Raw genomic sequence first — 23384 nt, 5'->3', positions numbered from 1 at the left:
ACCACTCTTCATCCGATACATCCGTTGGGTATGGCCTGCGTTTTTTCATTCTGCCAGGATACCAGGTCTGACAAAAAGTGCCTAACACCCTCTAAGACCACAAGGAAAGGCCAACGGCACCAAGAAGCACAACCCAAAGCGCCGCGCAGGCCAAAAAAACACTCACTTCCGCAAGGAATCCAGATCGACAACAAACCGATACTTAACATCGCTCTTAAGCATCCGTTCATAAGCCTCATTAATCCCCTGCATGGGAATCACCTCGATATCCGAAGTGATCCCGTGCTCGCCGCAGAAATCCAGCATCTCCTGCGTCTCGGCAATACCGCCGATCAGCGACCCGGCCAAACGCCGACGCTTGAAAATCAGATTGAACACCTGCGGCGACGGATGATCGTGCTCGGGCGCACCGACCAACGTCATGGTCCCATCCCGCTTCAGCAGATTCAAAAACGGATTCAGATCGTGCTGCGCGGCAACGGTATTCAGAATCAAATCGAAGCTGTTCAAATGCGCTTCCATCTCTTCCTGATTCTTCGAGATCACCACTTCATGCGCGCCGAGCCGCTTCGCATCCTCGATCTTCGACGGCGAGGTCGTGAACAACACCACATGCGCACCCATCGCGCGTGCGAGCTTCACGCCCATGTGGCCCAGACCGCCGAGGCCGACAATGCCGACCTTCTTGCCAGGGCCGGCGCCCCACGTGCGCAGCGGCGAGTACGTCGTGATGCCCGCGCACAGCAACGGCGCGACACCCGCGGGGTCGAGATTGTCCGGCACGCGCAGCGTGAATTCCTCGTCGACGACGAGTTGCGTCGAATAACCGCCGTAAGTGATCTGGCCGTCCACACGGTCCACACCGTTGTAGGTGCCGACAAAACCGTTCTCGCAGTACTGCTCGAGTCCTTCCTCGCAACTCGCGCACGTGCGGCACGAATCGACAAGGCAGCCCACGCCGACCAGATCGCCTACCTTGTACTTCGTCACGTCCGGGCCAACGGCAGTCACGCGGCCGACGATCTCATGGCCCGGCACGACCGGGAACACCGTGTTCTTCCATTCATTGCGCGCCTGGTGCAAATCGGAATGGCACACGCCGCAAAACAGTACTTCCATCTGCACGTCGTGGGCGCGCAGTGCGCGGCGCTGGAATTCGAATGGGGCGAGCGGCGCGGTGGCGTCGGTCGCTGCATAGGCATACGTCGTGCTCATGAGTAGCTCCAGCAAAGGGGTGGTGATGTCGCAAGGCCGCCGGCGATGGGCGACGCGCGTCGCCGATGCGGCCGAACCTTGTGATGAACCGGGATCACGGCGCCGGCAGGGCTGCCGAATTCGCCGAAGCAGTGAATCGACAACCGGGCCCGGCGCAGCGCGGAGAAAAGTGATCCGGCAGGGTTCCCATGATAGAAGCCGGGCACGAGGCGGGGAATACCTGAATGTCTTGAAGATTTGCCTAAAACTCCTGACAAGGAGCGCGGTAGTCCGTTTGATGCTAGATTTCAAGCATTATTCTCTTGCGCGTCACTATACCGTCATGCCAGCTCCCTCAGTAGAACCCCTTTCGGCCGATGCCGCCCAGCAGCGTCTGATCGAATTGTTCGACGTGCTCGCGCCCAATCCGGGCTTCACCCGCACGAGTCTCGAAGGCGTCAACCTGATGCGCGCGAATCATCCGCTGCCGCGCATGCCGGTGATGTACGAGCCGAGCATCGTGATCGTCTGTCAGGGCCGCAAGCGCGGTTATCTCGGCGACCAGGTGTTTCAGTACGACGCGCAGCAGTACCTCGTGCTTTCGGTGCCGCTGCCGTTCGAATGCGAGACCGAGGCCAGTCCGGAAGCGCCGTTTCTCGCGATCTCGGTGCGCGTCGATCTGACCATGGTGGCCGAGTTGCTGATGGCGCTGAACGAAACCCAAGGCGCCACGCGAAACGAACCGGCCGGCATCTATTCGACGCCGCTCGACCCGGCGCTGTGCAATGCGGTGCAGCGTCTGATGGATGCGTTGGCTTCGCCGCTCGACGCGCGCATACTCGCGCCCGGCGTGGTCCGCGAAATCTGTTATCGCGTGCTGACCGGCGAGCAGGGCGATGCGATTCGCGCGGCGCTCACGCATCAGAATCACTTCGGCCGTATCGCGAAGGCACTGCGGCGCATTCATGCCGACTACCATGGGCAACTCGACGTCGATACGCTCGCCTCCGAGGCAGGCATGAGCCTCGCGGTGTTTCATGCGCAGTTCAAGGCGGTGACGTCCACCTCGCCGATGCAATACGTGAAGACCACGCGTTTGCATCACGCGCGTTTGCTGATGGTGCAGGACGGTTTGAATGCGGGCGCGGCCGCGGCGCGCGTCGGTTATGAAAGCGCGTCGCAATTCAGCCGCGAGTTCAAGCGGCTGTTCGGCCTGAGCCCGGTCGATGAGGTCAAGCGCATGCGCACCATCTACGATGCCCCGACGCCGCGCGTGGTGAAGCCGGTCGCGCGTTACGTGACGGCCGTATAAGCGTTCATTCTCGCGGCGAACGCTATAAACCGCTGAACCAGTTGTAGCCCTGATCTTCCCAATAGCCGCCGGGGTTCGTGTTGGTGACGAAGATCGCGGCGATATGCTTCGGATTCTTGAAGCCGAGTTTGGTCGGCACGCGCAGCTTGAGCGGATAGCCGTATTTCGCGGGCAGCGGCGCGTCGCGGAAATCGAGCGTGAGTTGTGTTTGCGGATGCAGCGCGGTCGCCATGTCGAGGCTGGAGTAATACCGATCCGCGCATTTGAAGCCGACATAGCGGGCGCTCAGATCGGCGCCGACGCGTTCCAGAAACGTGCGAAACGGCACGCCGCGCCATTGGCCGATCGCGCTCCATCCTTCTATGCAGATATGGCGCGTGATCTGCGAAGTCTGCGGCAATGCGCGCAGTTGATCGAGATTCCACGTGCGCTTGTCGGACACGAGGCCCGACACTTCCAGCCGATACGTCGAGCCGTCGATGTCCGGCGCGTCGAACTCGGGATAGAACGCGTTGAACGGGAACGGGTCGGTGATCTCGCTCGCCGCGTAAGTCGGCGCGAGCTTGTTGCGGTCGAATAGCCAGCCCTGCACGCGATCGTTCCAGCGCGACATCGCCCACAGCACCTTGTCGACCGAATCGCCGTCCTGCATGTTGCAGCCCGAGAGCATCGCGAGCGCGCCGATCGACAGCGACGATCGCAAGAACAGACGCCGCTGCAGGCGCTCGATTTGCGGCTGGTGATCCGCTAGGACGATGCGCGGTTTGTCCGCGTCGGTGGGTTTGGATGCGCTCATGCGCGATCTCCTTCTTGTGCGCAATGTCTCGCGCGACCGGTCAACATCGGCGGCAAAGTACGCGGCACCAGCAGCACCAGCGCCAGATGCACGACGACGAAACCGACCACGCCCGCCATCGCGACGAAGTGCACCCGCCGCGCGAAGTCGAAGCCGCCGAACACCGCGGTGAGCCACGAGAACTGCACCGGTTTCCAGATCGACAGTCCCGACGCGACCAGCACCACGCCGAGGAACAACACGAGCAGATAGAGCGCGCGCTGCACCGCGTTGTATTGGCCGGTATCGTGCGGCAGCTTGAATCGCAGCGCTAATGCCGCATCGTGCACGACATCGCGCGGACGGACCGGCAACAGCTTGCGGCGAAAATGCCCGCGTCCGATGCCGTACGCGAGATACAGCAAGCCGTTCGCGCACAGCAGCCACATGGCCGCGAAATGCCATGCAATCGACCCGCCGAGCCAGCCGCCCACCGTCGCCCAGACGGGAAACCTGAACGGAAAAATGGGCGACGCGTTATAGATCGCCCAGCCGCTCGTCACCATGCAGACCATCGCAAACGCGTTGATCCAGTGCGTGACGCGGACGACGAGCGGGTGAACGACCAGGCGCGCTTTGGCTTCAGTCATGGCGGGCATCATGAGACGAATAGGGAACGGGAAAGCCGCGTTGCCGAACAACGCGGCCGGCGTAACCGAGGCAAGGCTGAACAGGCGCCGTATTACATCGGCGGCGTCACGCCATGCACGCCCGCCGAGATGAAGTTCGCCGCCATCGTGCCGTCGGCTTCCTTGTGTGCGAACAGCACGACCTTCGCGCCCGGCACCAGCAAGGAGCGGTCGCCCGGTTGCAGGCTGACGATGGGCACATCTTGCGGAATCACGATCTTCTTCTCGCCGTCCTTGTACTTGACGGTGATCGTGCGGCCGTTGCTGACCACGAGCGAGCCGACCGTGCCGTTCGTCATCGTGCTGTTCGAGCCGAGATCCCAGGGGCGAAAGCCTTCGCCGGCGCCGCGCATGCTCGGCGGAAACACGTGCACTTCGAGCGCTTTCAGTGTGCCGTCGGGTTGCGGGATCGCGGCGGTGCCGACATAGCTATCCGCTTTGATGTCGTTCACGTCCGCGATCGTGACGCCGCGAATCGGCGTGTCCTTGGGCAACTTCACGTCGACGTCCTTGCCGTCGCGCGTATGCACTTTCAGCAGATCGCCCGTGAGCGAGGTCACCGTGCCGCGCACGCCGGTGGGCATGGCGTTCTGTGCGTGGGCGGCGGTTCCCGTGGCGAGCAGGGCGGCGGCGAGTGCGGGGGCGATGAAGGCGCGCAGCATGCGCGCTGAAACGATGTTCATGGATCGGCTCCAGGTGGTGAACGATAACGCCCAGATTAAGCGCGCGATCGGCTCCGCGGAATGACATATGAATGACAAAAACGTAATGAACGGCGCGCCGCGGCCACGTAGAATGGCCGGCATATCCACGTCCGGGCTTCAGCGAAAACGCACATTGAAGCCCGAACGCAAGTCCGAGTTGGAGCGCCAAGCGTCATGAGCATTCTCGTCATCGAAGACGACCCGAAAACCGGCGACTACCTGAAAAAAGGTCTGCGTGAAAGCGGCTACGCGGTCGATCTCGCGCGCACCGGCACGGATGGTTTGCACATGGCGCTGGAGCACGCTTACGATCTCGTGGTGCTCGACGTGATGCTGCCGGGCATCGACGGCTGGGAAATCATGCGCACACTGCGCGCGCGGCGCGATCTGCCGGTCATTTTCCTGACCGCGCGCGATCACGTGAGCGATCGCATTCGCGGCCTCGAACTCGGCGCGGACGATTATCTCGTCAAGCCCTTTTCGTTTACCGAACTCGTGTTGCGCATCCGCACGCTGCTGCGCCGCGGCGTGATCCGCGAGCGCGACGTGTTCGAGATCGCCGACCTGAAGCTCGACGTTCTGCGCCGCAAGGTGACGCGCGAAGGCATCGAGATTCCCCTGACCAACAAGGAATTCATGCTGCTGCATCTGCTGGTGCGGCGCCAGGGCGAGGCGCTGTCGCGCACGCAGATCGCCTCGGAAGTGTGGGACATGAATTTCGACAGCGACACCAATGTGGTCGACGTGGCGATCAAACGGCTGCGCGCGAAAGTGGACCATCCGTTCGAAAAGAAGCTGATTCATACGGTGCGCAGTATTGGCTACACGTTTGGCGACGGCTCATGAAACTCTGGACCGAGCGTTCGTTGACGGTTCGCACCACGCTGCTGTTCGCGTTGATCGCGTGCGTGGTGATCGGCGCGCTCGGCGCGTATTTCTATCGCTCGGCCGAACTGTCGCTGCAGCGTCGCGCCGACGTGGTGCTCAGCGGGCGCGTCGAGCATTTCAGCCGCATCGTGCACGATCTGTATTCGGTCAGCGATCTGAAGAGCCGGCCTTTATTGTTCGAGACCATGCTCGGCGCGGAGCAGGACGTGCTGCTGTTTCGCCGCCCAGGCGAGCCGCCGTTTATCGACGTGAATCCGGCGAACGTGGCGGTGCCCGCGTTGCAAGCCGCAAAAGGCGGCCGCTTGCCGACCTTAGCGGACATCCGGCAGACCCGTTTGCCGGACGGCGTGCCGGTGCATTGGGCGATCGCTAGCGCGAGAGCGCGCGAGGACGGCACCGAAGTCGAGGTGATCGCCGCGCACCCGATGACTCAGGAAGTGCGCATGCTGGCCGCGTATCGCGATCGCATCCTGCTGGCCACGCTGATCGGCATGCTGGCCGCGACGCTGCTCGCCTACTGCGTGCTGCGCCGCGCGTTGCGGCCGGTGCGCGAGATCGCCACGCGGGCGGCGCAGATCAGTCCGGCGAGTCTGTCCGTGCGGCTCGACAGCGAGGCGGCGCCGGTCGAATTGCGCCAGCTTACGCAAGCGTTCAACGCGATGCTCGACCGTCTAGCCGACGGGTATCAGCGCCTGTCGCAGTTCTCCGCCGACCTGGCGCATGAGATTCGCACGCCCGTTGGCGCATTGATCGGGCAGAGCCAGGTGACGCTCGCCAAGCCGCGCGAGCCGGAGGAATATCAGCAGGTACTCGAATCGAATCTGGAGGAACTGAACCGCTTGAGCCACATCGCGGAGAACATTCTGTTTCTTGCGCATGCGGATCATGCGGCGCTGTGCATCGAACGCGAGCCGGTCGATTTGCGCGGCGAACTCACCCGAATCGCGGACTATTTCGAAGGACTCGCCGACGAGCGCGGCATGCGCTTCGAAGTGGTTGCTGAAGGCGCGGCAGCGGTCGACCCGATGCTATGCCGCCGCGCGATCAACAATCTGGTCGTCAACGCGGTGCGTTATGGCGCATGCGATACGGTCATACGCTTGCGCGGCATGGAGGACGAAAAGGGCGCAACCGTGGTGGTCGAAAACGACGGCGAGCCGATTCCGCAATCGCAGCTAAATCGTTTGTTCGATCGCTTCTATCGCGCGGATGCGGCGCGCAGCGAGTTCACCGAATCGAGCGGACTGGGGCTCGCAATCGTCAGGGCGATCATGCATCTGCATGGCGGCACGGCGCGCGTGGTGTGTCCGGTGCCCGGTGTGGTGCGCTTGGAATTGCATTTTCCGCGCGCGTGATGCGGGGCTGCGCCAGCGCGCGCGACGGCGGTTCGAATTTCAGAGCCGCCGCTTCAGACCTTCTTCAAACCTTCTTCAAACCTTCTTCAGATACGCGGCTTTCAGCATGAAGCTGCCCGCGTCCATCTTGCAGTCCACTTCGTGATCGCCGCCGACGAGGCGAATGCTCTTCACCTTGGTGCCCATTTTCAGCGTGATCGACGAGCCTTTCACTTTCAGGTCCTTGATCAGCACCACGGCGTCGCCGTCGGCGAGCGGGTTGCCGTTGGCGTCCTTCACGACGCGTTCGTCGCTGTCGTCAGCGGATGCGGCGGCGTTCATCGGCCACTCGTGCGCGCAATCCGGGCAGACGTAGTTCTCGCCGTCCGGGTAAGTGTTTTCCATCGCGCATTGCGGGCAGGCGGGAATTGTCGACATGATGTTGTTTCCGGATCGCGGATCGCCGCGGGTGATTTCCAAGGCCGCGAGTATAGCCGACGCGCGCCGGGCGGCCCGCGGTCACCAGGCCTGCGGGCAGGGCGCCGCCGTTGCGCAAACAGGTAATGCGGATACCGGAATGATCGCGCAACTGGTTGCCGCGGCGGGCGGCGGATACGATGCAGGGCACTTCATCGCACACCTGGGAGAACCGCTGTGAAACGTTTCCATATCGCCCTCGCCGTGGCCGATCTCGACGCTTCGATCGACGATTACAGCCGCCGCCTCGCTCAGCCGCCCACGGCCGTCGTGCCCGGCCGTTACGCGATGTGGCGCACCGATCTGCTGAATTTCTCGATCAACCCAATGCCGGACAAAGCGGGAACACTGCGGCACATCGGTTTCGAGGACGACGCGGTAGAGGGCTATTCGAGCAGCAAGGACGTCAACGGGCTCGAATGGGAGTGGTTTTCGGCCGACGAACAGGACCGGCGGATCGTCAGCACTTATGGCGAGGCGGTACGCACCGACAAGGGCTGAGCCGAGCTTCGACGCGCCAGGAGATCAAACGCCGCGCGCGTCGGCTCCCGGCTGATTCGCGTAGTGCAGGCGCTTCTCCTCGTACATCAACAGGTCGGCCCGCTGCACGCCAGCTTCGAGCCGGTCGCCGCGCTGGCACGTCGCCGCGCCCATCGAAAAGCTCAATAGCGAGCCCGGATAAAACTGGTTGTTCATCTCGACCAACTGGCGGATCGCGTCGATCATCGCGGCGGCGCCGCGCTCGTCGGTGTCGGGCATCAGGATCGCGAACTCGTCTCCGCCGATGCGTGCGGCGTGAAAGGGCGGCTCCATGGCTTTCGCGAGCACTTCGCCCGCGCGCCGCAGCAGTGCATCGCCCGCCGCGTGGCCGAGCTGATCGTTCACGCGTTTCAGGCCGTTCAGATCGGCCATGATGATCGTCACCGGCCACGGACCCTTGCGTTCGAGCCGGTTCAGCTCGTCCACGTAGAACGAGCGGTTGCTGAGCTTGGTCAGCACGTCGTGCTTGCCGAGGAATTCCAGGTAGGCCTCGGCTTTCTTGCGCGCCGTGATGTCGGTGAGCGCCACCAGCACCAGGTCCCAGTTCTTTTCGTGCCCCGGCAGAACCGAGAACTGCAAATGCACGTGCACCTCGCTGCCGTCGAGCGAATAGTTGAGCACTTCGCGATGCTGGAACAGATTGCCGTCCCACAGGTCGAGCAACTGCTCGCGGAAGTGTGGGCGCATGTCGTCGCGAAAGACGTCGGCAAGCCGCGACAGCAGCGTCTTTTTGTCTGGCGCCGCGAACATGTCGAGCGTGTGCTGATTTACGTCGAGCACGTGGATTTCCTGCATGCAGCGTTCGACAAACTCGGGATGCACGTCGGTGAACACGCGAAAATCGGAAATGCCGGCTGCGCGGGCATCGTCGAGCAGACGCTTGACCGCGCTGAAATCTTCCACCCACAGCGACACCGGCGAATGTTCGAACAGCCCGCGCACGTACTGTTCGGCAACGGTTACGCGGTGCCGCGCGCCTTCCAGTTCCGTGATGTCCTCGACCGAGACCAGCACGCGGTCCCAGCGCGCTTCGTGGCCGGGCAGCACGGCGCCCTTGAGCAACACGTCGAGCCGCCGGCCGCCGAGCGTGTAGTTGACCGTCTGGCTCGTGAATTGCGATTGACCCGCCCATAACTGGCACAGCTCTTCGAGATGGGTCTTGAGCATGTCGTCGCGGAACACCGAGGCGAGATTGGCGTTGAGCGCGTCGAAATCGGCGGCCTCGAATTGCGCCAGCGTTTTCTGATTGACCTTGACGATGCGAATGCTGTGCGCGCAGTCCGCGACGCGGCTCGGATCGGCGGCGAAGTGCGCGCGCAGATCGGTCACGCCCTCGGCTCGCCATGCGTCGAACAACGCGCGCACGCCGCTGAAGTCTTCGAGCCAGAGCGACACGGGCGCGAGTTCGAACATCTCGGAGTCGTCGTTGGCGGACGCGGGGTCGCGCGGGAATGTATCCAGCATGAGAGCCTCGGGATCGGAATTGCCGCTATTTTAAGGCGGGTTCGGCGTCGGCTGAAAACAAAGCGGGAGCGTGAATCATTTTTTTGCGCTGTTGGAGCGGGCAATACGACGGTTGCGCCACAGTGGACTCTAAACGTGCCTTCAAACATGTCTCGCGCCGCGGTAGCGCGTTGGGCTCGGCGCGCTTTTTAGCGCCTTGCTACACTCGCTGGTCGCATGCTTGTTCCACATGCCCTCCGTCCATGCCGTTAAGAAAAAGCGCCGCCATGAAGCCATCCCTGTTGATTCTGATTCATCTGAACGACGCGAGCCGCGCGAGTATCGAGGCCGCGTTCGACGTCGTCTACGCGCCCGATTCCACCCGGCGCTCCGCCGCGATCGCCGCGCGCGGCGATACGATCCGCGCCGTGCTGACCAATGGCACGACCGGGCTGACGGCCGCCGAAATCGACCGGATGCCGCAACTGGAATTGATCAGCGCGCTTGGCGCCGGCTACGAAAACCTTGCCGTCGACCATGCCCGCTCGCGCGGCATCGTGCTCGTCAACGGCGCGGGCACCAACGACCATTGCGTGGCCGATCACGCGTTCGCGCTGCTGCTCGCGATCGTGCGCGACGTGCCGCAACTCGATCGGGCCACGCGCGACGGCATCTGGCGCGACACGCTGCCGATGCAGCCGAACGTGTCGGGCAAGCGGCTCGGCATCGTCGGCCTGGGCAACATCGGTGAAAAGGTCGCGCGGCGCGGCGCAGGGTTCGATATGGACATCGCGTATCACAACCGTAAGCCGCGTGAAGGCTCGGCGCTGCGCTACTTCGACAGCGTGGTGGCGCTCGCGCGATGGAGCGATTTTCTGGTGGTGGCGACGCCGGGGGGCGCGGGCACGCATCATCTGATCGGCAAGCCGGTGTTCGAGGCGCTCGGGCCGAACGGTTTCGTGGTCAACGTGTCGCGCGGCAGCGTGCTCGACACCGCCGCGCTGGCGCAGGCGCTCGTCACGCAGACGATTGCCGGCGCCGCGCTCGATGTCTACGAGAGCGAACCGCACCCGCCCGAGGCTTTGCTGACGTTGCGCAACGTGGTGCTGACGCCGCATGTCGGCGGCCGTTCGCCGGAGGCGATCACGGCTTCCGTTGATAACTTTCTGGCCAACGCCACGCGGCATTTTGCGGGCGAGGCCGTGTTGACGCCGATCTGAAAACGCGCGGCACGCTTATCCGCATGCGCCGACTTCTCCGCACGCAGTACAGAAATCGCAGCCGTCTTTGCGAATCACCGCGTTCGCGCCGCAAGAGCCGCATTTGCGCCCGAGCATGGTGTGCAGGCCTTGCCCGCCGCCCTCCTGGGTCAACGCGGTCAATGCGGCCGCGTCGGCTTCGCCGGGGTGCGGGCGAATGCCGAAATCCGCCGACAAAGCCGTCTCCGCCTTCATCTGGCCACGCGGCAAACGCGCCAGCATGCGCGAGGGCACCTGATTGCCCTCGGCATCGAGAAAGCCGCGCCGGTGCAGGATCTGCTGGATCGCAAACGCGAGCGCGGCGACTTCCGAATCGTGCCAGCGCGGCGTGCGGTGGCCGTCGAGCCGCTGCACTTCACCGAGCCGGACCTGGCCGCGATCCCACGACACCTTGCGCATATCCTGCAGGTTGCGCGCGACAAAACCGCCGCGCGCGGCGAGCGACAGCGAACGCATGGTCGCCGTGATCCATTGCTGCGATTCGTCGCGCTGGCCGGTCGGAATGAAGAACTCGATCGGACGCTCGATGGTGACGTCTTCGCCGCCGAGACGCCCCGTGACCTCGATGAACGAGACCGCGACGTACAGCGATTTTTTCCCGGCCTGGGTCAGATACTCGACCTTCTCGATGATCGCCGGCAATTCACCCTTCGGACGATGGTCGATCGCGATGCGCAGCGGATCGAGGTCGGACTCGGCCAGCGTGTCGTCCGCTTGCGGCGGGCTGACGCTCAACACCGCGCCGAGCGTTTCGTTCGGCCGGTAAGTGGCGAGTCCCTTGAGACCGCTTTTCCATGCGTCGAAATAGAGGCTTTCGAACGCGTCGAACGGATAGTCGGCGGGCACGTTCACCGTCTTCGAGATCGACGTGTCCACGTAGGGCTGCACGGCGGCCATCATGTCGAGGTGGTCGCGCGCCGACATTTCCAGCGCGCTGACGAAATAGTCCGGCAGCTTTTTGACGTCGCCGCCCAGTTCGCGATAGAGGCGATACGCGTAGTCCTCCACGTCGAACGATTCGCGGCTGCCGTCGGCCATGACCTTCATGCGCGTATAGGTCCACGAGAACGCCGGTTCGATGCCGTTCGACGCGTTGTCCGCGAACGCGAGGCTCACGGTGCCGGTCGGCGCGATGGACAGCAGATGGCTGTTGCGGATGCCGTCGCGGCGAATCGCCTGCTGGATGTCGTCGGGCAGGCGCGAGGCGAAGGTGCCCGGTTCCAGATAGCGCTTGGCGTCGAACAGCGGAAACGCGCCGCGCTCGCGCGCCAGTTCCACCGACGCGCGATAGGCCTCGTCGCGCATCAGTTGCGCGATGCGCACCGCGAAGTCGCGGCCTTCCTGCGAGTTGTAGCGCAAGCCGAGCATCACGAGCGTGTCGCCCAGGCCCGTGAAGCCCACGCCGATGCGCCGCTTGGCGCGCGACTCGTCGTATTGCTGCGGCAGCGGCCACAGCGTGACGTCGAGCACGTTGTCGAGAAAGCGCACTTGCGTGCGAGTGCGTTTGGCGAGCCCGTCCCAGTCGAACGAAGGCTTGCGGCCTTTGATTTGCGCGAACGGATCGATCACGAAACGCGTGAGGTTCAGCGGTCCGAGATTGCAACAGCCATAGGCGGGCAGCGGTTGTTCGCCGCACGGGTTGGTGGCGCGGATCGTTTCGACGGCGCGCAGATTGTTGTCCTCGTTCATGCGCGAAATGAACACGATGCCGGGCTCCGCGACGTCGTAAGTGGAGCGCATGATGCGATCCCAGATCTCGCGGGCCGGGCGTTCGCTGTAGACCCACAAGCCGTCCTCGCGCTGCCGCACATCGCCCGCCGCGCGCAGCGCCGGCGACGGCTCGGCGCAATGAACGAGTTGCCAGGGCTGGTCTTCCTCGACGGCGCGCATGAATTCGTCCGTGACGCCGACCGAAACGTTGAAGTTGTTCCAGCGGCCTTTCGAATGCTTCGCCTCGATGAACTCCAGCAGATCGGGGTGGTTGCAATCGAGCACGGCCATCTGCGCGCCGCGCCGCGAGCCCGCGCTTTCGACGGTGCGGCACGACGCATCGAACACGTCCATATAGCTGCACGGACCGGATGCCGACGAACTGGTGGTGCGAACGCGCGCGCCCTTGGGCCGGATCGCGGAAAAGTTGTAGCCGACCCCGCCGCCGCGCCGCATGGTTTCGGCGGCTTGCAGCAAGGCGACGTAGATGCCGGGCAGGCCCTGGTCGTCGACGCCTTGAATCGCGTCGCCGACCGGCTGCACGAAGCAATTGATGAGCGTGGCGGCGATGCCGGTGCCCGCCGCGCTCATGATGCGCCCGGCGCCGAGCGCGCCGTGCCGCAGATTGTCGGCAAAAAGGGCTTCCACCGATTCGCGCAGCGCTCCCGGTTCGGCCTGCGCCACGCCGTGGGCGACACGCTGGTAGACGTCGTCGGCGGATTGCTCGTCGCCTTTCGCGTATTTTTCGATCAGGACGTCGAGGGAGAACTGTTGCGGTGCAACCAGCGCAGTGGGGGATGCGGCCGGCGCGCGGGTATCCGGCGTGTCTTCTGCCATGTCATGCCCTCAAACGGCGCCGTGACGGGCACGGCGAGGTGGTGGAAATGCGGGTCACTATAGCGCCGTGCATGCGGCGGACAAATGACCTGGCGCAATGTGGAACCACCTTAACGCACGTGGCGAAGGGCTGCAATCGGGGGGAGTTTTTCACCCGCGGCGCGCGGCGGGTCGAGCGGTGCGCCCGGTTGCGCAGGGCGCCTGTATAAACGGGGCAAACGAACGGGCCAAAACGATCGGCAACAAGACTAACGCGTCAAGCCTCGGCGAGTTCGCAGAACACTTCGGCGCAGATCATCGCGGAAGCGTTTGAAGGCGCGGGGCGTTCGGCCGGCTTGAACACCGCGTCGCCGCGGCGAATCTTGCGCCGCGTCACCGCGCACGTGCCGGACGTATGCGCGGATCTGCGCCGCCACCGTTGCTCGCCATAATGACATCGCCCCGGTTCGACCCAACGGATCACCACCGTCGTGTCGGAGCGCTCGAGAATCTCGATGCGTACGCCATTGGTACCGTCAAGGGGGATGGACTCCAGGGTCATCATCATCGGCTCCGTATTGTGGTGTGCCGAATGTAGTCCCGTGGGCGTGGGATAGCCATTGTGCCGCCGTTGAAACACTGTTCTCCAAACAGCAACAATGAAACTTGACATTCCGGCTGTCTCGAAATGGCGGGGCTTCGCGAGGGATATCCAATATGAATTTCGGATAGGGCGATTTTTTGCAACGCAGTGTTGTTCCCCGTGAGACGAAAACGCCCGCCTGTAAAGGGCTGCGGCGCTTCCTTTAAGATGTGGTTTAGCGATGAGCGACCGCGCGACGCCAGTGTAATGGGTTTGTATTTTTCCGGTCGGCTCGCGCACACCCGCCGCATAACCAACGAGTTCACATGATTTCACGCCCACCCGTCCGGCCGGCCGTTTCTCCCGAAGCGCCGCAAACGCCTGGATCGCCCGAATCGCCCGACTCGCAGTCGCCGCCTGCTGGTGTGAAAAAGCAGAAGCCGGCCTCACTCGTGCTTTATGTCGGACTCGTGCTGCTGGCATTGTGGGTCGTGCGCGATTTCATCGCGGTGGTCGCGTGGGCCGGCGTGATTGCGATCGCGCTGTGGCCGCTGTTGCGCAAGGTCGAAGGCAGCCGCTGGTTCACTGGCCGCACGACGCTGATCGCCGCGGCGCTGACGCTCGCGATCGCATTGCTGGTGGTGTTGCCGATCGGCATCGGCATCGCCCAGGCGTTGCGCGAGGCGCACGACGTCAACGAGTGGTTCAGGTCCGCGCAGGAAAACGGCATTGCGATGCCGGATTTCATTCAGCGTCTGCCGTTCGGCGTGCACCCGATATCGGCATGGTGGCAGGCCAATCTGGCTCAACCGCTGCGCGACTCGGCGGCGATGAAGGGTCTGCACAGCACCACGGTGATGACGCTGGGCCGCCATTTCGGCGCACGCGCGGTGCACGCGGTGATGGTGTTCGCGTTCATGCTGGTCACGCTGTTCGTGATTTTTCAGGCGGGGCCGCGCTTGTCGGGCTCGTTGATCAAAGGCGTGCGGCGCGCTTTCGGCGACGACGGCGCGCTGCTCGTGCAACGCATGGCCGCGGCGGTGCGCGGCACGGTGTCGGGATTGGTGGTGGTCGGACTGGGCGAGGGCGCGTTGCTGGGCGTCGCCTATTTCGTCACGGGCTTGCCGCATGTCGCGTTGCTCGCGCTCGTCACCGCGATCGCCGCGATGCTGCCGTTCTGCGCGCCCATCACCTTTGGGCTCGCGGCCTTGTGGCTGTTTTCGCAAGGCTCGGTGGCCGGGGCGGTCGGGTTGGTGGTGTTCGGGTCCGTCGTGGTGTTCGTCGCGGAGCATTTCGTGCGGCCGGCGCTGATCGGCAATTCGACGCGCCTGCCGTTCCTGCTGGTGCTGTTCGGCATTCTCGGCGGCGCGGAGACGTTCGGTTTGCTCGGGCTGTTCATCGGGCCCGCGCTCATGACCGTGCTGATGGTGTTGTGGACCGAGTTCGTGCAATAGCCAGCGCGCTGGCTTCGGGTGCTGGTTTTGGGCACGAAACGGAAAAGAGCGGGAACAGGGCGCGAGGCTCGCGCGTGATCAGGGCCGCTGATTCGACGGATGGTCGTCCGCGGGCGGTTTCACGCAGGCGAGCGTGTATTTCAGCGCGGCCGGCAGCAGCGCGCGCCACACATCCCATGTGTGCCCGCCGTCGATGATGCGCAGCGCCGCCGGATTGCCCGCCATCCGAAGGTGCGTGTACAGCGATGACGCCTCGGCCTGGATCGTGAGGTCGTCGTCGCCGGCGGCGATGAACATCGGCACGCGATACGGCCCGCTCAGGTAGCGCTCCCATTGCGCCGGATAATTGAGCTCATGCCACACGCGCGGATCGAACTGCCGCTCGCCGAACACGCCGACGCGGCGCGCGGCCGAACCGCGCGGCGGCTCGTTCGCATAGATCGCGGGGCTGAGCAGCAGCGCGCCGCAGAAGCGCTCGGGTTGCGTCATCGCGTAGCGCAACGCGCCGAAGCCGCCCATCGATACGCCGCCTATCATCCGTGCGCCACGCTGTGTGGAGACCGCGTAGTGCGTTTCGATCTCGGGCAGCAGATCGTCGAAGAACGCGGTCTCCATTTTCTCCTTGCGGTCGACGTACCAGTCCGTGCCGCCTTGCGGCATCACGATCGCCACCGGCGGCATGTCCTTGTGCTCGATCAGCGTGTCCGCAGTGGTTTGCAGGCGGCCTTGCGTGATCCAGTCGTTGGCGTCGCCGTTGTTGCCGTGAAGGAGGTAGAGCACCGGGATACGGGCGGCGTCCGCGCGATAGCCGGTAGGCAGATAGATGGTGTAAGCCCAATCGCGGCCGAGCGCGCTGGAGTGGAAGCTTCGGCTGACGACGGTGCTGGCGAGAGCCGTCGGCGCGCCGGCGGCGGCGCACAGCACGAGGAGTGCGGAATGTAGGAATGCGCGCATGTCAGAGTAGGAGGCCGCCGCGCAAGTCGCGCGCGGCCGTCATGCTATCACTGTCGCCCAGCCGGGCAGCGCTCAGGGTGCGATGCCCAGGCGCATGCTGACAAGACGGGCGGCGAAGCGCTTGAGCGGTTCGGTCGCCAGGGCAACCGCAAACAGCGCGCCAAGCGCGCAGGCGTCCGCGATCAGGCCGAGCGGGTAGTTCAGATAGCCGTCGGTCGCCGCATACAGCACCGAATCGACCACCAGCGAGATCACGGCGCCGGCGACAAAGCACAGCAGTCCCTTGCGGCCGATCACGCCAACCCACGGCCACCATTGAGCGAGTTTCCTCGCCCAGCCCAACTGGATCAGATTCGCGACCAGCCACGCGATCGCGAGGAAATTGACCGCGCGCAGAGAGGAGAGATTCTGCTTGAAGCCGGCATCGAGCGGCTCGCGCTCGATAAAGAGCTTGTAGTAAGCGGCGGCCATCACGACGGCGAACGCCAGCACGCTGACGAGCCAGCCCAGGCGGTGCTCGCTCATCCGCTGATAGACCGGCTGGCAGCGCGCCAGCACGCCGAGCACGAACAGCAGTTGCCAGGCGAACGGGTTGAAATCCCAGTGCATGTCGGGTGCGGCGGGCAGATAAGCGCCGATGGCGGGCGCGCCCGCCCACAGCGCGACGCTGCCGGCCAGCAGCAGCCAGGGCTTGCTGCGCGCGAGCGGCAGGATCATGGGAACCAGCAGCGCGAAGAACGCATACATCGGCAGCACGGAAGCCAGATAGGGTTGGCGCCGGAACAGCAGGATGTCGCGCAGCGCGGCGGCGGGGGCGTCCATCAGATCGTCGAGATCGGTGGTGGCGAGATTCGGTCCGTCGATGCTGAACGCGCTCAGCACCGCGCTGACCAGCAGCATCAACCCGGCGGTGACGAGAAATGCGCGATAGATTTCGAGCGCGCGGCGCAGGAAGCGGCTGCGTGCGGTGGCCTCGTTGCGCCGCGCGGCGAGTGCGGCGTAGGCCGTGGCGGTGGCGAAGCCGCCGAGGAACACGAAGATTTCGGCGGCGTCGCACAACGCGTAGGCGTGCAGCGTGATGCGCGACAGGATACTGCCGCCGATGTGGTCGACGACGATGATCAGAAGGACCAGTCCACGGAAGAAATCAAGCTCGATCAAGCGGGATTGCGACTTTTGCATTATTTGGCGCCAAAAGCAGCCCCGTGCGACGGCGCGCTAGTCCAGCGCGGCAGGCGTCTCACAAGGCTTTTTGAAATTGGATTGGGTGATGCGGCGGATGCGTGACCCGCGTCGCCGCTTTCAACCGGCCGGCTCGGCCAGGTCGGTTGCAAGGGCTTTGAAGTGACCCGTTCGGCGGCGCCGGAGTTCCGCTGCGGCGCCGCAAAGACCGTGGATTATATTGCTTTCTGACAAATACGACGGAGCCGCGCCGCGTCCGGGGTCATGAGGTGCCGCCTGGCCCCGCCGTCTACTCCAATACTCGCGATGAAAAAAGCGGCCGTCGCACGCAGTGGAGATTTAGCAACGTTTTGAGATGCGGGAGCGACAGCCGATGGACGGCCGGCTAAAGGCGTGTGACGATTTCCCGAAAACGCCGGGCCCAGGAAATCCTGGGAAAGCGTGGCGAGGCGTTAAAACATAAGCGGTCGGGTCGAGGTTTCCCATTCCTCGTGTGCTGGGAGATATTCATGAACAAGCAAGTGTTCGCGCTGGCTGTCTCCACCGCTGTGTCCGCCACTTTCGCCGCGTCGGCGTCGGCTCAGACGAGCGTCACGCTGTACGGCGTTCTCGACGAAGGCATCAATTACACCAACAATGCCGGCCGCGGGCATGTCTACGAGCTCACGAGCGGCTACGCGCAAGGCAGCCGCTGGGGCCTGAAAGGCGCCGAGGAACTGGGCGGCGGCCTGAAAGCGATCTTCCAGCTGGAAAACGGTTTCGACCTGAGTTCGGGGCGGCTCAATCAAGGTGGCCGGATGTTCGGCCGCCAGGCCTTCGTCGGCTTGAGCGCGGAGCGCTACGGCGCATTGACGTTCGGCCGCCAGTACGATTCGGTGGTCGATTATCTGGCACAGACCACGGCCAACGGCAGTTGGGCCGGCCTGCTGTTCTCGCACCCCTACGACAACGACAACACCGACAACTCGTTTCGCCTCGACAACACGGTCAAGTACACCAGTCCGTCGATTTCCGGCTTCCAGTTCGGCGGCACCTACAGCTTCAGCAACGACACGAACTTCGCAAACAACCGCGCGTACAGCGTCGGCGGCCAGTACGCGTATGGCGGTCTGCTCGTGACGGCCGCCTGGATGCAGGCCAACCACCCCGGCAACGGCGCGAACGGCGCGATCACGGCGAACGACGCCAGTTTCATCGCGGCGCGCATGCGGGTGTTCGGCGGCGGCATCACCTATACGTTCGGCCCGGCCACGGCGGGCTTCGTCTACACCAACTCGAAATATCTCGCCCCGACCGGCAACGGCTACCTCGGCGTGACGCCGCTCGCGCCGCCGGGCGTCCTGCTGAACTCGCTGAAGTATCAGAACTTCGAGGTGAACGGCAAGTATCAGATCTCGCCGATGCTGTTCGTCGGCGCGCAGTACGTGTACACGATGGAAAACTACGACGCCTCGAACGGCGGCGTGAAGCCGAAGATTCACTCGTTCGGCTTGATGGCGGACTACAACCTGTCCAAACGGACCGACGTCTACATTCAGGGCGAGTATCAGCAGGTGACCGGCGACCCCACCTATTCGATCCTGGATGATGCCTTCACGCCCGGCACCCAGGCGCCGTCGTCCACGTCGAGGCAGGTCGTGGTGCGGGCGGCGATCCGGCATAAGTTTTAGTGGCGCTGCGGCTGGCCGCTTCGCTGGGCCGCTTTGTTTGCGCGCTTGACCTGGCGGCTTGACTTCGCTGCTTCATTCGGCCGCTCTCATTCGGCCGTTCGCTGCGTCGTTTCACTTCGCGGTTTGGCGCGTCCGTTTTCTTGCAGGCGCGGTGGCGGTGGGCGTGGTGGCGGCGATCAGCTGCGCGATCCAGTCGACGAAAATCCGCACGCGCGGCGCCAGATGACGCCCATGCGGAAACACCACCGACACCGGCAGCGGCGGCGCCTTCCAGTCCTTCAGCACTTCGACGAGCTCGCCGCTTTCGAGGAGCGGCGCCTCGCCCTTGCCGATCGGCCCCTGCATCAAGCCGAGACCCGCGAGGCAGCAGCCGATATAGGCATGCGCGCTATTGACGGAGACGGCGCTGCGCATCGCCAGCGTCTTGAGTTCGCCGTGCTCCTCGTATTCCCAATCGAGATCGCGCCCGCTGCGGCTGGAAAAGAAACCGACGGCGAGATGATCGGTCAGGTCGGCCGGCGTGCGCGGCAGGCCATGCTTTTCGATGTAGCCGCGCGAAGCGCAATTGAGCTGCTCGAACTCGCCGATGCGCCGCGCCACCAGCGTCGTGTCGCCTAGATTGCCGACGCGCACCGCGCAATCGACGCCTTCCTCGATCAGATCGATCATGCGGTCGGTCGCGCTCAGCACGACGCGAATGTCGGGGTAGCGCGCGAAAAAGGCGGGCAGCGCGGGTATCACCACGTGCAAGGCCAACCGCTCCGGCAGATCGACGCGCACCACGCCGCGCGGGCCGGCGGCGACGTCGGCGAACAGCGCTTCGGCGTCGTCGATATCGGCTAGCACCTGCATGCAGCGCTCATGATAGGCGGCGCCTTCGGGCGTGAGCGCGACTCGCCGGGTGGTGCGCTGGAGAAGCCGCACCCGCAAGTGCGTCTCGAGATACTGGATCGCGCCGCTGACGCTCGGGCGCGGCAACTGCATCTGCTCGGCGGCCTTGGTGAAACTGCGCAACTGCGCGACGCGGGCAAAGATTCTCATGGCCTGCAAGTGATCCATCGATACTGCTCTCCGTCAAATAGTCAACCGCGTTGGTTCGGGTTTTGATTGCCAATCGATGGCATGGATTGTTAGGCGCCGCCGACCAATCTGATTGACGGCCATGCCTTTATCCGCGTGTTGGCAAGGCGCAGAATGCCCTTCGAGCATGGCAAGCCGCGCACCGAAGCCGGTAACCGTTCGGCCGCCTCGCCACCTTCCTCAACCGGATCAACCGACCTTGGGAACGCACGCAATGAACACACGTCAACTGGGCCGCCAGGGCCCGCGAGTCTCCGCCATCGGCCTCGGCTGCATGGGCATGTCCGATCTGTACGGCCCGGCCGACCGCGACGAAAGCATCGCCACGCTTCATTCGGCGCTCGACGCCGGCATCACGCTGCTCGACACCGGAGACTTCTACGGCATGGGCCACAACGAAATGCTGATCCGCGACGCGCTGCAAGGGCGCCAGCGCGAGAACGTGGCGGTCAGCGTGAAATTCGGCGCGTTGCGCGATCCGGCGGGCAACTGGATCGGCTACGACGCCCGGCCACAGGCCGTGCGCAACTTCCTCGCCTACACGCTGCGGCGGCTCGGCACCGACTATATCGACATTTACCGGCCGGCGCGACTCGACCCGTCGGTGCCGGTCGAGGATACCGTCGGCGCGATCGCCGATCTCGTGAAGGAAGGCTACGTGCGCCACATCGGGCTCTCGGAAGTGGGCGCGGACACGCTGCGCCGCGCGCGAGCGGTCGCGCCGATCGCGGATCTGCAAATCGAATACTCGCTGATGTCGCGCGGGATCGAAGCCGGCATCTTGCCCGTGTGCCGGGAACTCGGCATCGGGATTACCGCCTACGGTGTGCTCTCGCGCGGGTTGCTGAGCGGCAAGTGGTCGAAAGAGCGCGGCGCGCAGAAGGATTTCCGCAGCGTCAGCCCGCGGTTTCAGTGCGAGAACCTGGAGCGCAATCTCGCGCTCGTCGACACCTTGCGCACGCTTGCCGAAGCGCGCAACGCGAACCCGGCGCAACTGGCGGTGGCCTGGGCGTTGTCACGCGGCGACGACATCGTGCCGCTCGTCGGCGCGCGCCGACGCGCGCAGTTGACCGACGCGCTCGCCGCCACGGCGTTGAAGTTGAGCGCCGACGAACTGGCGCTGATCGAAGCCGCCATTCCGCAGGAAGCCGTGGCCGGCACGCGTTATAACGAGGTGCAAATGGCGCATCTGGACAGCGAGCGCGCCGGGCATTGATCGAATAATCGATCGAGCGATTGGGTTGAAACGCGGGAATGAAAACGCGCCTTGGGAAACCGATTCCCAAGGCGCGTTTTTGTGATTAACGAATATCGGACGGCGTAGTCGCTTTCAGTTCAGGACGTAGTGCTGAAACAGAATGCCAACGAGTATGCCGGCTGGAATGCCGAAAGTTCGGCCGCTCAGCGTGGCGCTCAAATCCTCGTCGAGTACGAAGGCTGAACGGCGCTCACGCCAAACGGTTTTAAAGGCCAGCGGCTTCGCATCCACGATGACGATGGAAAGCAGTGCGGTCAAGACGATCTGTTCCAACGCATGCAGTTTGGCGACAAAAGGAAAAAGCGGAGAAAGCTCGCCTGCATTGCATAGCAGCACCATAATCACGGCGGCGACCAGGGTCCCGAAGAAAAAACCACCTATGAATCTATTTGCTGAACTGAGAGAGTCCATTTAATGCCTTAACTTAACTCGTCGCGGCTATCAAAGCTCACGAAGTAAAAAAATACCGGTGCTATGGGTTTGGCCTTCGCTCAATCCGCGATGTATTGACTGCATCGCCGGCAAGCCTCAAAGGGACGCGTAAGAATATTTGCTTTACGTTCGTCCACATATCGTCCTATTCCTAACGCTTGCTGAGACGAGTCTTAAAAGGAAGCCGGTGAAATAGGCGGCGAGAGGGCACCTGCCAGTGCCCGGACAGCGACGACCATCGTCGCGACGAACGGAGCGCGATGGCAATTCAAGTTCTGGCGGCATCCTGCCGTTAACCCGTTGGTCTTCGTCCGTCCGTCGGGGGCTAGTCGCTTCCGCTTAGGCGGCGCCACGCGCAACGGGATGTGCAACCGGGCGCGCAACTTTGTATCAGAGTGTGTGGGACGACGCTTTTTGTTTAAAACGCGTCTTACAATTCCGCTTGATTTTTAATCAGCCATCCGGTCCTGTTCGCGAAAGATCAGCGGGTTCGCGTCCGCATGGACGCGCGGCGAGCGCGCGGAAGATTGGATGGCTTCGGCAGGTCACGGATAAGCACCGCACGAGGCGGCTTGCCCGTCTCGCGGAGAAAGTCGGCGCGGCGTGAGTACGCGCGCATCACGCGAGACGGCGGCATTCCGCCCGCCAATGAATTCAGCAGGAGAGTCGAACATGGTAGGAAAGCGTTTCGACCGAACAATGATGGCCGGTCTGGCCGGCGTGTGGATCGCGCTGGCTCTCAACGGTTGCGCGAATGTCGGACAGCAGGACGCGCAGACGGGCGCGGCACCGAGCGCGGCGGCGGCGTCCGGAGTCCAGGCGGCCGCGGCGCCCACGCCGGATACGGCGGCGAGCATGCCGGCCAACAAGATCAACGCCGCCGACCAGGGCACGCCGTTGAAGGCGCCGCCGCTGGTGTATCGCGTCAAACGCGGCGACACGCTCGCGCGCATCGCGCAGCAGCATCATTGCAGCGTCAGGCAGTTGCAGACGTGGAACGGCTTGAAGGCGTCGTCGCGTTTGAAGTCGGGGCAGGTGCTGCGCGTCGCGTCGCCGGAAACGGTGCGGGCGGTGAATGCGGCCAACGCGGCCGCGGCTTCCGCGAAGACTTCGTCCGCGCCGGCAGCGCCGCTTGCGGGGCAGCCATCGTCGGCGTCGACAACCGCCGCGCAGTCCACGGCGCAATCAGCCGCACTGAGCGCCGAGGAGGCGCGTGAAGTCGCGCAGCAAACCACGCGGCGCGCGAACGGCGTTTCGCTGGCGTGGCCCGCGGGCGGACGCGTCGTCGAAAGTTTCCAGCCGGGCGAGACGCGCGGCATCGAGATCGGCGGCAAACCGGGCGATCCGGTGCGGGCCGCGGCCGACGGCAAGGTGATGTACGCCGGCACGGGTTTGAACAGCTACGGCAGCCTCATCATCGTCCAGCACAACAAGGACTTTTTGACCGCCTACTCGCACAACCGCAAGCTGCTCGTGAAGACCGGCGACATCGTCAAGCAGGGACAGCAGATCGCCGAGATGGGCGACGAAAACAACTCACGCGTTTCCGTGGGTTTCGAATTGCGGCGCGACGGCAAGCCAATCGATCCCATGCCTTATCTGCCGCAAGGCCGCGGTTAGGGGGCGAGGC

The 23384-nt window shown here is 63.9% G+C and carries 22 protein-coding genes; 10 read left to right on the top strand and 12 right to left on the bottom strand.

Annotated features, from left to right (window positions below; genetic code table 11):
• Positions 1 to 162 precede the first annotated feature (162 nt).
• Positions 163 to 1215: an NAD(P)-dependent alcohol dehydrogenase gene (locus BUE39_RS26400; RefSeq protein ID WP_073431650.1), complete on the bottom strand. Its 1053-nt coding sequence runs from the start codon at positions 1213 to 1215 to the stop codon at positions 163 to 165.
• Positions 1216 to 1537: 322 nt separating this feature from the next.
• Here BUE39_RS26400 and BUE39_RS26395 point away from each other — a divergent pair, with 322 nt between their 5' ends.
• Positions 1538 to 2506: an AraC family transcriptional regulator gene (locus BUE39_RS26395; RefSeq protein WP_073431658.1), complete on the top strand. Its 969-nt coding sequence runs from the start codon at positions 1538 to 1540 to the stop codon at positions 2504 to 2506.
• A gap of 22 nt (positions 2507 to 2528) precedes the next feature.
• Here the strand turns inward: BUE39_RS26395 and BUE39_RS26390 are convergent, their stop codons facing one another.
• From BUE39_RS26390 to BUE39_RS26380, 3 genes are all read right to left on the bottom strand, one after another.
• Positions 2529 to 3302 (bottom strand): molybdopterin-dependent oxidoreductase, encoded by a 774-nt coding sequence (locus tag BUE39_RS26390; RefSeq protein WP_073431649.1) that lies wholly within the window; start codon positions 3300 to 3302, stop codon positions 2529 to 2531.
• Positions 3299 to 3931, bottom strand: coding sequence for a cytochrome b/b6 domain-containing protein (locus BUE39_RS26385; protein ID WP_073431657.1), 633 nt, complete (start codon positions 3929 to 3931; stop codon positions 3299 to 3301). Before BUE39_RS26385 ends, BUE39_RS26390 begins: the two co-directional genes overlap by 4 nt.
• A 92-nt stretch (positions 3932 to 4023) precedes the next feature.
• Positions 4024 to 4653, bottom strand: coding sequence for a hypothetical protein (locus tag BUE39_RS26380; RefSeq protein ID WP_073431648.1), 630 nt, complete (start codon positions 4651 to 4653; stop codon positions 4024 to 4026).
• Positions 4654 to 4848: 195 nt separating this feature from the next.
• Here BUE39_RS26380 and BUE39_RS26375 point away from each other — a divergent pair, with 195 nt between their 5' ends.
• On the top strand, positions 4849 to 5520 hold the full coding sequence (locus BUE39_RS26375; RefSeq protein ID WP_073431647.1) for a heavy metal response regulator transcription factor: 672 nt from the start codon (positions 4849 to 4851) through the stop codon (positions 5518 to 5520).
• On the top strand, positions 5517 to 6917 hold the full coding sequence (locus BUE39_RS26370; protein ID WP_073431646.1) for a heavy metal sensor histidine kinase: 1401 nt from the start codon (positions 5517 to 5519) through the stop codon (positions 6915 to 6917). Before BUE39_RS26375 ends, BUE39_RS26370 begins: the two co-directional genes overlap by 4 nt.
• 75 nt (positions 6918 to 6992) lie before the next feature.
• Here the strand turns inward: BUE39_RS26370 and BUE39_RS26365 are convergent, their stop codons facing one another.
• Positions 6993 to 7334, bottom strand: coding sequence for a zinc ribbon domain-containing protein YjdM (locus BUE39_RS26365; RefSeq protein ID WP_073431645.1), 342 nt, complete (start codon positions 7332 to 7334; stop codon positions 6993 to 6995).
• Here BUE39_RS26365 and BUE39_RS26360 point away from each other — a divergent pair.
• Both BUE39_RS26360 and BUE39_RS26355 read left to right on the top strand, forming a co-directional pair.
• Positions 7333 to 7554: a hypothetical protein gene (locus tag BUE39_RS26360; protein WP_073431644.1), complete on the top strand. Its 222-nt coding sequence runs from the start codon at positions 7333 to 7335 to the stop codon at positions 7552 to 7554. The two genes, BUE39_RS26365 and BUE39_RS26360, sit on opposite strands and share 2 nt — an antisense overlap.
• Positions 7551 to 7874, top strand: a complete 324-nt coding sequence (locus BUE39_RS26355; protein WP_073431643.1) for a VOC family protein — start codon at positions 7551 to 7553, stop codon at positions 7872 to 7874. Before BUE39_RS26360 ends, BUE39_RS26355 begins: the two co-directional genes overlap by 4 nt.
• Positions 7875 to 7898: 24 nt before the next feature.
• Here BUE39_RS26355 and BUE39_RS26350 read toward each other — a convergent pair whose 3' ends face one another.
• Entirely contained in the window at positions 7899 to 9377 is a 1479-nt protein-coding gene (locus tag BUE39_RS26350; RefSeq protein WP_073431642.1) for a sensor domain-containing diguanylate cyclase, read from the bottom strand.
• A 266-nt stretch (positions 9378 to 9643) separates the two neighbouring features.
• Between BUE39_RS26350 and BUE39_RS26345 the strand changes: the two genes are divergently transcribed.
• A complete protein-coding gene (locus BUE39_RS26345; protein WP_073431641.1) occupies positions 9644 to 10576 on the top strand; it encodes a 2-hydroxyacid dehydrogenase in 933 nt (310 codons plus the stop codon).
• 15 nt (positions 10577 to 10591) lie between these two features.
• Here BUE39_RS26345 and BUE39_RS26340 read toward each other — a convergent pair whose 3' ends face one another.
• Together BUE39_RS26340 and BUE39_RS26335 are read right to left on the bottom strand one after the other, a co-directional pair.
• A complete protein-coding gene (locus BUE39_RS26340; RefSeq protein ID WP_073431640.1) occupies positions 10592 to 13162 on the bottom strand; it encodes an adenosylcobalamin-dependent ribonucleoside-diphosphate reductase in 2571 nt (856 codons plus the stop codon).
• A 256-nt stretch (positions 13163 to 13418) separates the two neighbouring features.
• A complete protein-coding gene (locus BUE39_RS26335) occupies positions 13419 to 13703 on the bottom strand; it encodes a DUF3331 domain-containing protein (protein WP_073431656.1) in 285 nt (94 codons plus the stop codon).
• Positions 13704 to 14050: 347 nt separating this feature from the next.
• Here BUE39_RS26335 and BUE39_RS26330 point away from each other — a divergent pair, with 347 nt between their 5' ends.
• Positions 14051 to 15178: an AI-2E family transporter gene (locus BUE39_RS26330; RefSeq protein ID WP_073431639.1), complete on the top strand. Its 1128-nt coding sequence runs from the start codon at positions 14051 to 14053 to the stop codon at positions 15176 to 15178.
• 78 nt (positions 15179 to 15256) lie between these two features.
• Here the strand turns inward: BUE39_RS26330 and BUE39_RS26325 are convergent, their stop codons facing one another.
• Together BUE39_RS26325 and BUE39_RS26320 are read right to left on the bottom strand one after the other, a co-directional pair.
• Complete coding sequence (locus tag BUE39_RS26325) at positions 15257 to 16132, bottom strand: alpha/beta hydrolase (protein ID WP_073431638.1); 876 nt, start codon at positions 16130 to 16132, stop codon at positions 15257 to 15259.
• A 72-nt stretch (positions 16133 to 16204) separates the two neighbouring features.
• Positions 16205 to 17314 carry an OpgC domain-containing protein gene (locus BUE39_RS26320; RefSeq protein WP_073431637.1) on the bottom strand — a complete coding sequence of 370 codons (1110 nt, stop codon included), beginning with the start codon at positions 17312 to 17314 and terminating at the stop codon, positions 16205 to 16207.
• 509 nt (positions 17315 to 17823) lie between these two features.
• Here BUE39_RS26320 and BUE39_RS26315 point away from each other — a divergent pair.
• Positions 17824 to 18984, top strand: coding sequence for a porin (locus BUE39_RS26315; protein WP_073431636.1), 1161 nt, complete (start codon positions 17824 to 17826; stop codon positions 18982 to 18984).
• A 111-nt stretch (positions 18985 to 19095) separates the two neighbouring features.
• Here the strand turns inward: BUE39_RS26315 and BUE39_RS26310 are convergent, their stop codons facing one another.
• Entirely contained in the window at positions 19096 to 20043 is a 948-nt protein-coding gene (locus BUE39_RS26310) for a LysR family transcriptional regulator (RefSeq protein ID WP_073431635.1), read from the bottom strand.
• Between the two features lie 235 nt (positions 20044 to 20278).
• Here BUE39_RS26310 and BUE39_RS26305 point away from each other — a divergent pair, with 235 nt between their 5' ends.
• On the top strand, positions 20279 to 21280 hold the full coding sequence (locus BUE39_RS26305) for an aldo/keto reductase (RefSeq protein WP_073431634.1): 1002 nt from the start codon (positions 20279 to 20281) through the stop codon (positions 21278 to 21280).
• 114 nt (positions 21281 to 21394) lie between these two features.
• Here the strand turns inward: BUE39_RS26305 and BUE39_RS26300 are convergent, their stop codons facing one another.
• Entirely contained in the window at positions 21395 to 21733 is a 339-nt protein-coding gene (locus tag BUE39_RS26300; RefSeq protein WP_073431633.1) for a hypothetical protein, read from the bottom strand.
• 693 nt (positions 21734 to 22426) lie between these two features.
• On the opposite strand from BUE39_RS26300, the gene BUE39_RS26295 reads away from it, so the two are divergent.
• Positions 22427 to 23374, top strand: a complete 948-nt coding sequence (locus BUE39_RS26295; RefSeq protein ID WP_073431632.1) for a peptidoglycan DD-metalloendopeptidase family protein — start codon at positions 22427 to 22429, stop codon at positions 23372 to 23374.
• Positions 23375 to 23384: the final 10 nt, after the last annotated feature.

This window comes from Paraburkholderia terricola, from assembly GCF_900142195.1.
In the GTDB taxonomy this organism is placed as follows: Bacteria; Pseudomonadota; Gammaproteobacteria; order Burkholderiales; family Burkholderiaceae; genus Paraburkholderia; species Paraburkholderia terricola.
The sequence above is the reverse complement of the archived record's forward strand: the minus strand, read 5'-3'. Positions and strand labels throughout refer to the sequence as shown.